Source organism: Achromobacter dolens (assembly GCF_902859745.1).
GTDB classification, from domain to species: Bacteria; Pseudomonadota; Gammaproteobacteria; order Burkholderiales; family Burkholderiaceae_B; genus Achromobacter; species Achromobacter dolens.
Genome location: NZ_CADIJW010000024.1, coordinates 1 through 13,177, shown reverse-complemented (window position 1 = coordinate 13,177; position 13,177 = coordinate 1). Strand labels below are relative to the sequence as shown.

Annotated in this window: 11 protein-coding genes; 2 read left to right on the top strand and 9 right to left on the bottom strand. The window is 66.4% G+C overall.

From position 1 onward, the window contains the following. Positions 1-98 precede the first annotated feature (98 nt). A complete protein-coding gene (locus HV783_RS17200) occupies positions 99-1,031 on the top strand; it encodes a LysR substrate-binding domain-containing protein (RefSeq protein ID WP_006389526.1) in 933 nt (310 codons plus the stop codon). Between the two features lie 73 nt (positions 1,032-1,104). Here HV783_RS17200 and HV783_RS17195 read toward each other — a convergent pair whose 3' ends face one another. The 6 genes from HV783_RS17195 to HV783_RS17170 form a co-directional block, all read right to left on the bottom strand. Continuing rightward, positions 1,105-1,560 (bottom strand): DoxX family protein, encoded by a 456-nt coding sequence (locus HV783_RS17195; RefSeq protein WP_175189548.1) that lies wholly within the window; start codon positions 1,558-1,560, stop codon positions 1,105-1,107. An 11-nt stretch (positions 1,561-1,571) separates the two neighbouring features. Further along, positions 1,572-3,467 carry an amidohydrolase gene (locus HV783_RS17190; protein ID WP_217484235.1) on the bottom strand — a complete coding sequence of 632 codons (1,896 nt, stop codon included), beginning with the start codon at positions 3,465-3,467 and terminating at the stop codon, positions 1,572-1,574. Between the two features lie 129 nt (positions 3,468-3,596). Further along, a complete protein-coding gene (locus HV783_RS17185; protein WP_054504466.1) occupies positions 3,597-3,857 on the bottom strand; it encodes a XapX domain-containing protein in 261 nt (86 codons plus the stop codon). Positions 3,858-3,879: 22 nt separating this feature from the next. Then, positions 3,880-4,584 carry a pirin family protein gene (locus HV783_RS17180; RefSeq protein ID WP_175189546.1) on the bottom strand — a complete coding sequence of 235 codons (705 nt, stop codon included), beginning with the start codon at positions 4,582-4,584 and terminating at the stop codon, positions 3,880-3,882. Positions 4,585-4,626: 42 nt separating this feature from the next. Next, on the bottom strand, positions 4,627-6,219 hold the full coding sequence (locus HV783_RS17175; RefSeq protein WP_054504464.1) for an MFS transporter: 1,593 nt from the start codon (positions 6,217-6,219) through the stop codon (positions 4,627-4,629). 117 nt (positions 6,220-6,336) lie between these two features. Then, positions 6,337-7,023 (bottom strand): hydrolase, encoded by a 687-nt coding sequence (locus tag HV783_RS17170; RefSeq protein WP_047992354.1) that lies wholly within the window; start codon positions 7,021-7,023, stop codon positions 6,337-6,339. Positions 7,024-7,338: 315 nt separating this feature from the next. On the opposite strand from HV783_RS17170, the gene HV783_RS17165 reads away from it, so the two are divergent. Then, entirely contained in the window at positions 7,339-8,262 is a 924-nt protein-coding gene (locus tag HV783_RS17165) for a LysR family transcriptional regulator (protein WP_054418849.1), read from the top strand. Positions 8,263-8,383: 121 nt separating this feature from the next. On the opposite strand, the gene gyrB is transcribed toward HV783_RS17165, so the two are convergent. The 3 genes from gyrB to dnaA all read right to left on the bottom strand — a co-directional run. Next, positions 8,384-10,831 (bottom strand): DNA topoisomerase (ATP-hydrolyzing) subunit B, encoded by a 2,448-nt coding sequence (gene gyrB / locus HV783_RS17160; RefSeq protein WP_054504463.1) that lies wholly within the window; start codon positions 10,829-10,831, stop codon positions 8,384-8,386. A gap of 95 nt (positions 10,832-10,926) precedes the next feature. Then, entirely contained in the window at positions 10,927-12,036 is a 1,110-nt protein-coding gene (dnaN, locus tag HV783_RS17155; RefSeq protein ID WP_024067306.1) for a DNA polymerase III subunit beta, read from the bottom strand. A 2-nt stretch (positions 12,037-12,038) separates the two neighbouring features. After that, positions 12,039-13,177, bottom strand: a 1,139-nt coding sequence (gene dnaA / locus HV783_RS17150; protein WP_241138089.1) for a chromosomal replication initiator protein DnaA, incomplete at its 5' end; no start/stop codon positions are given.

The following is a 13,177-nucleotide window of genomic DNA, read 5'->3' as shown; positions in this document are numbered from 1 at the left end:
GCCGCGTCCCGCGATGAGCCCCGCGGCTGGCAAAAAGTATCAACTAGCGTTATGGTTTTATCCAGTTCCAATCGGGTATTCCTCTATACGGATTTGATATGGCCATTACACGAATGGGCTTGCGACACATCGAGGCTTTCCGTGCTGTCATGATGACCGGATCCATGACGGCGGCGGCGCGACGAGTGCACACCTCGCAGCCGCACGTTAGCCGCTTAATCGCGCAATTGGAAGCAATCACCCAGTTTCCCCTGTTCGACCGCAATGGCAGCCGCCTGACCCCCACCCAGGACGGCTCGCGCTTCTTTCAAGAGGTGGAAAAGACCTTCATCGGCCTGGCCGGCCTGGAATCGGCGGCGGCCAGCATCCGCTCGTTCAGCGCCAGCCGCCTGAGCGTGGCCGCCATGCCGCGCCTGGCCGGCGGCCTGCTGGCGCGCATCGTGGCCGCCTTCAAGACCGAATACCCGGACGTCATGGTCTCGATCCACTCCGGCAACGCCAGCGCGGTGCACAACTGGATCAGCTCGGGCTTCTGCGACACCGGCCTGGCCATGCTGTCGGGCGACAGCCCCGGCATCCAGGTCGAACCGGTGCTGACCATGAACTGCGTGGCGGTGCTGCCCAAGGGCCACCGGCTGACCAAGCTGAAAAAGCTCAAGCCCGCCGACTTCGCCGGCGAACCCTTCATCGCCTTCCCCAGCGCCACGCCGCTGCGGGAGAAGATCGACGCGGTCTTCAAGGCCGCCAAGGTCGAGCGCCAGACGGTGGCCGAGGCCGGACTGGGATCGTCGGTCTGTGCGCTGGTCGGCGCCGGCCTGGGCGTGGCGCTGATCAACCCGCTGGCGGCGCGCGAGGAATACGAAGCCAACGGCGTCGAGGTCCGCCCCTTCAGCCCGGCGGTGCCGGTCACGGTGGCGCTGCTGTACCCGCCGTACCATACCCGTACCCGGCTGGTGAGCGTGTTCTCGCGCTATGCGCACCAGCTGATGCAGGAGGAAATGGCGGACCTGAAGGCGCGGCCGGGGCGGTGAGGGCAGCGGCCCCTCGCCTGGAAACGACAAGGCCCCGGAATCGGGGCCTTTTTTTGCCCACGGCGGCCCGCCGTCAGGCGGTCGCGCCTTCCGGGCGCGGCTCGCGCAGATCCAGCCACGCCACCAGCAGCAATCCCCCCGCCAGCCCAAGATGCTCATAGAACGCATTGGCGGCCATGAAGCGCTCCTGCCCGGGCGCCATTTCCCAATAGCGCAACGCAATGCCCGTGGCCACCAGCGTGAAGGCGGCCAGCGCCAGCGCCCCCAGCCAGCGCAGGCGGCCGCTCAGGATCATGGCGGAGGCCGTCAGTTCCAGCGCGATCACCAGCACCGCGAACAACGGTCCGGGCGCCAGCCCGAAATGCGCCATCTCCGCCAGCGCGCCGGGAAAGTCGGTCAGCTTGACCAGCCCGCCCTGCAGGTACGCGGCGCACAGGCCCAGGTAGGCCAGGAACCGCACGGCGCAGGAGCCGAACAGCGGCCGGGCCAGGCTGGCCAGCCGCCGCTCCCATTGAAAGGTCGCGTTCATGGCCGGCCCCCTCAGACAGCCCAGCAGGAACAACCCAGGGCGCCGAAGAAGCCCTGGAGGTCGGAACTGGGCGCGTTCGAGGCCCAGGCCTTGGCATGGTCATGCCCGTGCAGTCCGCAGTTGGTGGCGCACGCGCAGGCCGCCATGTTGCGATAGCCCAGCGAATTGCGGCCGGCGCCGTCAGGGTCGCCCCAGGCGGCATAGCCGCCGAACAGGCGCGTGGGCGACCAGTCCGGCATGGCCGGCGGCAGCGCGTTGTCGTCCTCGGCCCCGAATTCGCCCGCGCCGTAGACCACGCGGCCGCCGACCACCGTCAGGTCCGAGGTCAGGAACGAGATCTCGTCCTCGCTGCACCGGAAGTAATCCTTGCTCGGCACGATGAAGTCGGCCAACTGGCCCGGCTGGATGCGGCCGCGCTTGCCTTCCTCGTTGGCGAACCAGGCCACGTTCTCGGTCCACATGCGCAGCGCGGTCTCGCGGTCCAGGCAGTTGCGCGCCGGGTAGAGGCGGGTGCCGCCCACGGTCTTGCCCGTCACCATCCACGACAGCGACACCCACGGGTTATAGGACGCGACCCGGGTGGCGTCGGTGCCGGCCGAGACCTTCACGCCGCGATCCAGCATCTTGGCAATGGGCGGCGTGGCCTCGGCCGCGACCGCGCCGTAGCGCTCGATGAAATACTCGCCCTGGTAGGCCATGCGGTGCTGCACGGCGATGCCGCCGCCCAGCGCGGCGATGCGATCGATCGACTTGTCGGAAATGGTCTCGGCATGGTCGAAGAACCAGTTCAGGCCGGTCAGCGGCGTGTCCTGGTTGACCTTCTCGAACACGTCCAGCGCGCGCGAAATGGTCTCGTCATAGGTGGCATGCAGCCGCCACGGCCACTTGTTCTGCACCAGCACGCGCACCACTTCCTCCAGCTCGCCTTCCATCTCGGGCGGCATGTCCGGGCGCTCGACGCGGAAGTCCTCGAAGTCGGCGGCCGAGAACACCAGCATCTCGCCGGCGCCGTTGTGGCGGAAGTAGTCGGTGCCCTGCTTGTACTTCACGCTCGAAGTCCACTTGAGGAAGTCTTCCTTTTCCTGCTTGGGCTTCTGCGTGAACAGGTTGTAGGCCAGCCGCACCGTCATCTGGCCCTCGTCGGCCAGCTTCTGGATCACGGCGTAGTCGTCGGGATAGTTCTGGAAGCCGCCGCCCGCGTCGATCACGCCGGTCACGCCCAGGCGGTTCAGCTCGCGCATGAAATGGCGCGTGGAATTGACCTGGTAGTCGAACGGCAGCTTGGGGCCCTTCGCCAGCGTGGCGTACAGGATGGTCGCATTCGGCTTGGCCAGCAGCAGCCCGGTGGGGTTGCCCTGCGCATCGCGGATGATCTCGCCGCCCGGCGGATTGGGCGTGGTCTTGGTGTAGCCCACCGCGCGCAGCGCGGCGCCGTTGAGCAGGGCGCGGTCATACAGGTGCAGCAGGAACACCGGCGTGTCGGGCGCGATGGCGTTGATTTCTTCGATCGTGGGCAGGCGCTTTTCGGCGAACTGGTGCTCGGTGAAACCGCCCACCACCCGCACCCATTGCGGCGCCGGCGTGATGGCGACCTGGCGCTTGAGCATCGCCATGGCGTCGGCCAGCGAGCGCACGCCGTCCCAGCGCAGTTCCATGTTGTAGTTCAGGCCGCCGCGCACCACGTGGGTGTGGTTGTCGAACAGGCCGGGCAGGGCGCTGCGCTGCTTGAGGTCGACGCGCCGGGTGCCGGGCCCGGCCAGCGCCATGACCTCGGCGTCGGTGCCGACGGCGACGAAGCGGCCGTCCTTGATGGCCACGGCGCTGGCCAGCGGCTTGGCGCGGTCCAGCGTGGTGATGCGGCCGTTGTGGAAGATGACATCGGGAGTGGCGTTCGAGGCATTTGACATGGGGGGTTCTCCTTTGGAACGGGCAGTGGCACATCCGCCCAACAGGCTGTTCAGAGCAAGCGTGGAAGCAACACCGATAAGGTCGCGGCGGGTCGGCATACGATTATCTCCTCTGGTGCGGGAAGGGAATCAGCTATGGTCCTTGTCTTTCCCCTGTCGGCCGGGCAGTTGCCCGAATACGTGGCTGACCGCCTTCTCCTTGTCGCAGGCGGCAACGAACGCCGTGCCGTTGAGCAGTTGCTTGCCTACCGGCACGATCTGCTCGCCGACCAGGATGCCGAGCAGGCCGATCAGCGCCACCAGCGGCGGCGCGGGCGAACGCACCTGCAGCAGGCTGTACACCACGCCGACCAGCAGGCCGGCGCCCAGGGAAAGTAGATAGATCTTCATGTACGTCCTCGTGTGTGATGGGTCATGCATGGGTATCGGCCAACAGCAGCTCGGCATCGTCCAGCGCGGTGATGCGCACGTCGGTCTCGTCCAGGATCGCGGCGCCGTCGCCGCTGCCGATCTCGACATCGTTGATGGTCAGCCGTCCCTTGGAAGACACCAGGTAGCCACGGCGCCGTCCGTGCGCAAAGCGATACGTGGCGGCTTCGCCGGCCTTGAGCGCCACGGCCAGCAGCCGCGCGTCGCTGCGGATCGGCAGGGCGTCGTCGTCACCCTCGATGCCGCTGGCCAGCGTGACGAAGCGGCCGTTGCAGGCCTCGCGGGCGAACGACTTGCGGCCCCAGCTAGGCGGCACGCCGCGGCGGTCCGGCTCCAGCCAGATCTGGAACACCCGCGCGGGGCCGCCTTCCATATTGAATTCGGCGTGCGTCACGCCGCTGCCGGCGCTCATGACCTGCACGTCGCCGGCACGCGTGCGGCCGCGGTTGCCCAGGTCATCCTCGTGCGTCAGCGCGCCTTCGCGCACGCAGGTAATGATTTCCACATCCGTGTGCAGCAACGGTTCAAAGCCCGCGCCTGGCGCGATGGTCTCGTCGTTCCAGGCCCGTACCGCCCCCCAGCGCATGCGCGCGGGATCCTGGTAGTTGGCAAAGGAGAAATGGTGCTTCACGTCGAGCCAGCCACGGCGGGCATGGCCCAGGGTAGTAAGGGGACGGCGCTCGATCATGACGAGACTCCAGGTCGGGTGGATGGGTGCGGCGCGATGCGGTCAGCGTTTCAACGCCAGGAAGTGATGGACTTCGGGCTTGTCGGGGCCGATATGGAAGCGCAGCGCCTCGGCCTGCAGGTCGGCGTCGGCATGCGAGACGCGGTGATGCTGGCGCAGATGCTCGGCCCACGACTCCACGAAGAACCACTCCATCACGCGCTCCGGGTCGCCGGTATGCTCGACCACGCCCCAGGCGTAGGCGCCGTCGCGCAGTCGCTCCTGCGACAGGCGCTGCATCGCCTCCAGGAAGGCGGGACGATCCGCCTGCCGAACGCGATACTCGACCTGGATCAGCACCGGACCGCGGTCATTGGCCACCGGCGCGGACACCAGCGGCTCGGGCCAGTGGTTCGACGCCTGCAGGTCGGCCTCGCCCACCGGCAGCCGCGCCCGGTGGAACAGCAGCGCCACGGCCACCAGGCCGACCGCGCTCACCACCAGCGCATACGGCACGCCGATCTCCCGCGCCACCAGGCCCCAGCCCAGGCTGCCCGCCGCCATCGCGCCGTTGAACACCATCAGGTACACCGCCAGGCCGCGGCCCCGCACCCAGTTGGGCAGAATCGCCTGGGCCACGCCATTGAACGTGGTCAACGCGGTAATCCAGCCCATGCCCAGCAGCACCAGCATCAGCACCGCCAGCCACTTGGGCGGCGCGAACACCAGCACGCCCATCACCACCGCGCTGACGACCGAGGCCAGCAACACCAGGCCGTCCGCATTGAGCTTGGCGCCCAGCTTGGGCATGACCAGCGCGCCGATGATGGCCCCCGCGCCCACGGCGCCCAGCAGCACGCCATAGAAGCCCGAGGAGCCGCCCAGCATCTGCCGCGCCACCAGCGGCAGCAGGGCCCAGACCGCGCTGGCGAACAGGAAGAACACGGCGGCGCGCAGCAGCACGCGATGCAGTTCCTTGCTGGCCCGCGTGTAGCGCAGGCCGGCACGGAACGCGCCGAAGAAATTCTCTGACAGGGCGCTATCGACCTTGGCCGGCCGCTTCCACCACAGCAGGGCCGCGATCACGAACACATAGCTCAAGACGTCCATCCCGTAGGTCACCGCCGCGCCGAAGCTGGCCAGGATCAGGCCGCCCGCCGCCGGACCGATGGCGCGCGCGATGTTGATGCCCAGGGAATTGAGCGCCACGGCGCCCTTGAGGTCCTCGCGCGGCACCAGCTCCGGCACGATCGACTGCCACGTCGGGCCCATCAGCGCCGCGCCGATGCCGCCGACGAACGTCAGGGCGATCAGGTAGTCCACCGTCAACGCGCCAAAGTGCGACAGCAGCAGCAACGTGCCGCTGACCGATGCCAGCAGCAACTGCACGAAAATGAGGAAACGCCGGCGGTCCAGGATGTCCGACAGCACGCCGGCGGGAATCGCCAGCAGGAAGATCGGCAGCGTCGCCGCCGTCTGGATCAGCGCCACCGCCGCCGGGCTGGCCGACAGATCGGTCACCAGCCAGGAGCTGGCGACGTCGCGCATGAAGCTGCCGACGTTGCCCAGCACCGCGGCCGCCCACAGTACGGCGAAGACGGGTTGGCGCAGCGGCGCGAAGCCGCTGCCCGGGGAATGGGGGGGGTTGTTCGGCATGGAACGCTCCTGGATCGCTCGGGCTCGCCAGGGGCGTTCATCATGCCGCCTGCCGTGTTCGAAAGAGAATCACGCCGGGCCGGCCGGGGCGCTACCGCCGCCGGCCCGGCACGCGGCTTACTTGGCCGGGTTGGGGCCGATGCGTTCGCCGTGCGTCACGCGCTCGGCCAGCTTGTGCACATGGGTGACGGCGTAGTCGATGCCCATGCCGTAGGCGCCCGAGTGTTCCTTGGCGATGCCGGTCACGGCGTCATAGGTCTCCTTGCGGGCCCAGTCGCGCTGCCATTCCAGCATCACCTGCTGCCAGGTCACCGGCACCACGCCGGCCTGGATCATGCGGTCCATCGCGTACTTGTGCGCGTCGGCCGAGGTGCCGCCCGAGGCGTCGGCCACCATGTAGATCTCGTAGTCGCCTTCCAGCATGGCGCACAGGGCGAAGGTGGTGTTGCAGACTTCGGTCCACAGGCCCGCCACCACGATCTTCTTGCGGCCGTTGGCGGCCAGCGCATCGCGCACGTTCTGGTCGTCCCACGAATTCATCGAGGTGCGTTCCAGGATCTTGTTCTCGGGGAACACGGCCAGCAGCTCGGGAAAGGTGTTGCCCGAGAAGCCGTCGGTTTCCACGGTGGTGATGGTGGTCGGGATGTTGAAGGTGCGCGCGGCCTTGGCCAGGCCCACCACGTTGTTCTTGAGCGTCTGGCGATCGATCGACTGCACGCCGAAAGCCATCTGCGGCTGCTGATCGATGAAGATGATCTGGCTGTTTTGCGGGGTCAGGACTTCGAGGTACTTGTTGGCGGACATGGTGGCTCTCTCTTTCAAGGAATCGTTCAAGGAAATGCGGCTAGGTGAATTCGGGCACTGCGCAAACCGTTCCGGCCTGCCCCGCTGCCGTCGTGTCCGAATGCCGCTTGAGGGGTTTCGTTCACGTCGTCTGTCGGTATGGGCATATTAGGGATCCGCCCTTCGCCTGAGAATCCGCAACCGGGAATTGCATCCTTTCCATTTTTTGCATGATCCCCATGACCCGGGTGTTTCCGGCCCGGCCTTCCCCGGGCGTTCTTGTTCGTCACATAGCCAGCCGCTATCATCGACGCCACTTTCTTTGCGAGAATCATCATGAACAAACTGCCGGATCTGGAAGGCTGGGCGATCTTCGCCAAGGTCGCCGACACGGGCTCGTTCGCCAAGGCGGCGGCCGAACTGTCCCTGTCCCAGGCCACGGTGTCCAAGACCATCACCCGTCTGGAAACCAAGATGAAGACCATGCTGTTCCACCGCACCTCGCGCAGCATGTCGTTGACGGAATCTGGCTACGCGGCGCTGGAGCGCGCCGCCCGCATCCTGGAAGAGGGCGAGGCGGTCGAGGCCGAGGTCACGGAAAAATCCACCAGCCTGCGCGGCAAGATCCGCCTGGCCGCGCCCATGTCCTTCGGCGTCACGCACCTGGCGCCGATGCTGCCGCCCTTCATGCAGGCGCATCCCGACGTGGACCTGGAGATCGAATTCAACGACAAGCAGTCGGACCTGGTGTCCGAACGCTTCGACCTGGCCCTGCGCATCTCCAACCTGGTGGACTCGACGCTGCTGGCGCGGCGGCTGTGCTCGGTGCGCATCCTGCTGGTGGGCGCGCCCAGCTACTTCAAGCGCGCGGGCAAGCCCAAGCATCCGCGCGACCTGGCGCAGCACACCGCGCTGCAATACATGTACGCGCGCAACGGCTCGAGCTGGCGCTTCCGCCACGACAAGCACGGCGAGTTCTCGCAGTCGCTGCCGGTGCAGTTGAACGTCAACAACGCAGAAGCCCTGTCACCCGCGCTGCAGGCCGGCCTGGGCCTGGCGCTGCAACCGGAATTCCTGGCCTGGGAAGACCTGCAATCGGGCGCGCTGGAAACCGCCATGGACGACTGGCGTGTCGACCCCATCGCGCTGCACATCGTCACGCCGCCGGGCCGCCGGCGGCCGGCGCGGGTGCAGGCGCTGATCGAATACCTGGCGGAACGATTGACGGCGGAACCTTGGGCGAGTGACGTGCAGGGCTAGGCAACGGGCCGGGCTGGCGCCCCATGCAAAGGCGCCGGCAAATAAAAAAGGGGCTGCGCAAGGCAGCCCCTTTTTCATGCACGCCGCGAAGCCCCGTCGGGCTTGCGGGCAACCCTGCCGATCAAACGTCGATATTCCCCGCCGACAGCGCATGCGCCTCGATGAAGTTGCGGCGCGGCTCGACGTCGTCGCCCATCAGCGTGGTGAAGACCTCGTCGGCCGCGATGGCGTCCTCGATCTGCACGCGCAGCAGGCGGCGCACCTTCGGGTCCATGGTGGTTTCCCACAACTGATCGGGGTTCATTTCGCCCAGGCCCTTGTAGCGCTGCTTGGAGATGCCGCGTTCGGCTTCGCTGCGCAGCCACTGCATGGCCTCGCGGAAGTCGGAGACGCTTTGCTCCTTGCGCTTGTCGCCTTCGCCACGGGCGACCAGCGACTGCGGGCCGACCTTGCCGGAGAAGCTCTTGGCGGCCTTGGACAGGATGGCGTAATCCGAACCGCCAATGAAGTCGGCGTCGATGATGCTGACGCGCACGTTGCCGTGATGCATGCGCTGGATCGACAGGCGATGGCGTTCGGTGGCCGCGTCGAATTCGGGCACGACTTCGACGCCATTGCCGCTGATCGGATCGCGCATGGCATCGGCCAGGCGCTTGGCCGAATCGGCGGCGGCCTCGGCCGTGTCCAGATTGATCTCGACGCCCTCGGCCATGGCCGACAGCGCGGCCACGTCGAACACGCGCGACAGGCGCGCGATGACGCCGTCGGCGGCCACGTACTGGCGCGCCAGTTCGTTGAGCTCATCGCCGCGGATGATGTTGCCGCCCGCGATGATCTCGGCATCCTTCAGGGCCAGTTGCAGCATGAACTGCGCTTCTTCCTGGTCATCCTTCAGGTAGCGCTCTTCGCGGCCGACCTTGACCTTGTAGAGCGGCGGCTGGGCGATGTACACATAACCGCGCTGCACCAGCTCGGGCATCTGGCGGTACAGCAGCGTCAGCAGCAGCGTGCGGATGTGCGCGCCGTCCACGTCCGCGTCGGTCATGATGATCAGGCGGTGGTAGCGCAGCTTGTCGACGTTGAAGTCCGGGCCGATGCTGGTGCCCAGCGCGGTGATCAGCGTGGCGATCTGCTCGCTGGCGATCAGGCGGTCAAAGCGCGCCTTCTCGACGTTCAGCACCTTGCCGCGCAGCGGCAGGATGGCCTGGAACTTGCGGTCGCGGCCCTGCTTGGCCGAGCCGCCTGCCGAGTCGCCCTCGACGATGTACAGCTCGCACAGCGCCGGATCCTTTTCCTGGCAGTCGGCCAGCTTGCCGGGCAGGCCGGCGCCTTCCAGCACACTCTTGCGGCGCGTCATTTCGCGCGCCTTGCGGGCGGCTTCGCGCGCGCGGGCGGCTTCGACGATCTTGCCGCACAGCGCCTTGGCGTCGTTCGGATGCTCCAGCAGCCAGGTTTCGAGCGTGCGAGCCACGGCCTCTTCGACCGCGGGACGCACTTCGCTCGAGACCAGCTTGTCCTTGGTCTGGCTGCTGAACTTGGGCTCGGGCACCTTCACCGACAGCACGCAGGCCAGGCCTTCGCGCATGTCGTCGCCGGAGGTCTCGACCTTGGCCTTCTTGGCCAGTTCGTTGTCGGTGATGTACTTGTTGATGATGCGGGTCATCGCCGCGCGCAGGCCGGTCAGGTGCGAGCCGCCGTCGCGCTGCGGGATGTTGTTGGTGAAGCACAGCACGCTTTCGCTGTAGCTGTCGTTCCACTGCATCGCCACTTCCACGCCCACCGGCACGCCGCCGGCGGTGGACTCGGTGGTGACCGAGAACACGTTCGGGTGCAGCACCGTCTTGGCGCGGTTGATGTATTCGACAAAGCCCTTCACGCCGCCGGAGAAGGCGAAGTTCTCTTCCTTGCCCTGGCGCTGGTCGATCAGGCGGATCTTGACGCCGTTGTTCAGGAACGAGAGCTCGCGCAGGCGCTTGGAGAGGATCTCGTAGTGGTATTCGACGTTGGTGAAGATGATCGGGTCGGCCAGGAAGCGCACTTCGGTGCCGCGCTTGTCGGTCGTGCCGGTCACGGCCAGGGGCGCGACGCGCTCGCCCTGGCGGAATTCCATCTGGTGCACTTCGCCGTTGCGGCGGATGGTCAGGCGCAGCCACTCGGACAGCGCGTTCACGCACGACACGCCCACGCCGTGCAGGCCGCCGGACACCTTGTACGAGTTCTGGTCGAACTTGCCGCCGGCGTGCAGTTCGGTCATGACGATTTCCGCCGCACTGCGGTGGAATTCGTCGTCCTTGTGGATATCCGTGGGAATGCCGCGGCCGTTGTCGGTGACCGAGATCGAGTTGTCGGTGTGGATGGTGACGACGATGTCGTCGCAATAGCCAGCCAGAGCTTCGTCAATGGCGTTGTCGACGACTTCGAACACCATGTGGTGCAGACCGGTGCCGTCCGATGTGTCGCCGATGTACATGCCGGGGCGCTTGCGCACGGCCTCCAGCCCCTTGAGCATCTTGATCGAGTCGGCGCCGTAGCCGCCGTTCTCGGGAGTGGTGTTCTGCTGATCTGACATGTCTGTATCGATAACGCTTTAAAGAACGGCCTGGCGGCCGGACCGCCGGCGGGCCATCGGGCCCGCAGGCGGCACAAACCCACGGTTGCGCGGACTCAGATCCGCATGGGCATGACGACGTACTTGAACTGGTCGTCTTCGGGCAGGGTGATGAGCGCCGACGCGTTGGCATCGGGCATGACCGACCACTGGATGTTGTCCACCTTGACGTTGGACAGCACGTCGAGCAGGTAGCCGACGTTGAAGCCCACGTCCAGCGGCTCGTGGCCGTAATCGATGTCGATTTCTTCCTGCGCCTCTTCCTGCTCGGCGTTGGAAGAAGAAATCTTCATCTGGTTCTGCGCCAGTTGCAGGCGCACGCCCTTGAACTTGTCGGTGGTCAGGATGGCGGCGCGCTGCAGGCTGCCCTGCAGGGCTTCGCGGCCCACCAGGAAGTGGCGCGTGTAGTTGGTCGGGATGACGCGGGTGAAGTCGGGGAACTTGCCTTCGACCAGCTTGGACACCAGCTCGACGTCGCCGAAGCGGAAACGGATCTGGCCCGGCGCCACGTCGATCGAGACGGGTTCGTCGGAGTCTTCCAGCAGGCGCTGCATTTCCAGCACGGTCTTGCGCGGCACGATCACTTCGTGGCGCTCGCTGATGCCGTCGGCTTCGGTGGAGCAGTGCGCCAGGCGGTGGCCGTCGGTGGCGACCGCGCGCACGCGGCCCGGTTCGAACACCAGCAGCATGCCGTTCAGGTAGTAGCGGATGTCCTGTTGCGCCATGGCGAAGTGCACCATGTTGAACAGGTGTCGCAGCGTGCGTTGCGGCATGGTCAGCGACACGTCCCACTGCTCGGGCTGGGCCACGGTGGGGAATTCGCTGGCGGCCAGCGTCTGCAGCGCGAAGCGGCTCTTGGCCGACTGCACCGACAGCTTGTTGCTGGCCAGCGCCAGGCGCACGTCGCCGGTGTCCGGCAGGGCTTTCAGGATGTCCAGCAGCTTGCGCGCCGCCACCGTGGTGGACTCGTTGTCGTGACCCACGCCGAAGTCGGCGTGCGTGGTGATCTGCACTTCCAGGTCGGTCGCAATGAAGGCAACCTTGTTGCCTTCCTTGCGCATCAGGATGTTCGCCAGGATGGGCAGGGTATGGCGTCTTTCGACGATGCCCGCCACGGTCGACAGCGGTTTCAGCAATGCATCGCGTGTGGTTTGTACGAGTTGCATGGTCATCCTTTTAGAGTTTGTTCCAACACGTGCAGGGTATGGTTGAGCTCCGCTTGCTTGGCGCGGGCGTCGGAAATCTTGCGTACGGCGTGCAGCACGGTGGTGTGGTCACGGCCACCGAACAGATCGCCGATTTCCGGCAGGCTTTTCTGGGTCAGCTCCTTGGCCAGGTACATGGCGACCTGGCGCGGCAAAGCGATATTGGCCGGCCGGCGTTTCGAATACATGTCGGCCACCTTGATCTTGTAGAAATCCGCCACCGTCTTCTGGATGTTCTCGACGGTGATCTGGCCGTTGGACACGGACAGCAGATCCTTCAAGGCTTCCTTGCAGACGTCCACGGTGAGCACGTCGCGGCCATGGAAGCGGGCGTAGGCCAGCACCTTGCGCAACGCGCCTTCGAGCTCGCGCACGTTGCTGCGCAGGTGCTTGGCGATGAAGAACGCCACTTCCTCGGGCATCGGCACGCCCTCGGACTCGGCCTTGCGCAGCAGGATCGCCACGCGCATTTCGAGTTCGGGCGGCTCGATCGCGACCGTCAGGCCGGAATCGAAGCGCGAGATCAGGCGGCTGTCGATGCCCGACAGTTCCTTCGGATAGGTATCGCTGGTGATGATGATCTGCTTGCGCTGCGCCACCATCGCTTCGAACGCATAGAAGAATTCTTCCTGCGTGCGGTTCTTGCCGGAGAAGAACTGGATATCGTCGATCAGCAGCAGGTCGAGCGAATGGTAGTAGCGCTTGAAGTCATCGAACGCCTTGCGCTGGTACGCCTTGACCACGTCGGACACGTACTGGTCGGCATGCACGTAGCGCACGCGCACCCCGGTGCCCGCCGCCACCATGGCGTTGCCGATGGCGTGGATCAGGTGGGTCTTGCCCAGGCCCACGCCGCCGTACAGGAACAGCGGGTTGTACGACGTGCCCGGGTTCTCGGCCACCTGCAGCGCGGCGGCGCGCGCCAACTGATTGGCCTTACCCGTCACGAAGTTCTCGAACGTCAGGTCGGTGTTCAGGCGCGAGCGCTCGTACACGATGTTGGCGGCGTCCGCGTTCACGGCCGCGGCCGCCGCGGTGGTCGCGACGGGGGCGGGCGCGGCGGGCTGCGCCGGCATGCCTGGCGGTGGCGCGCCGCCCAGGG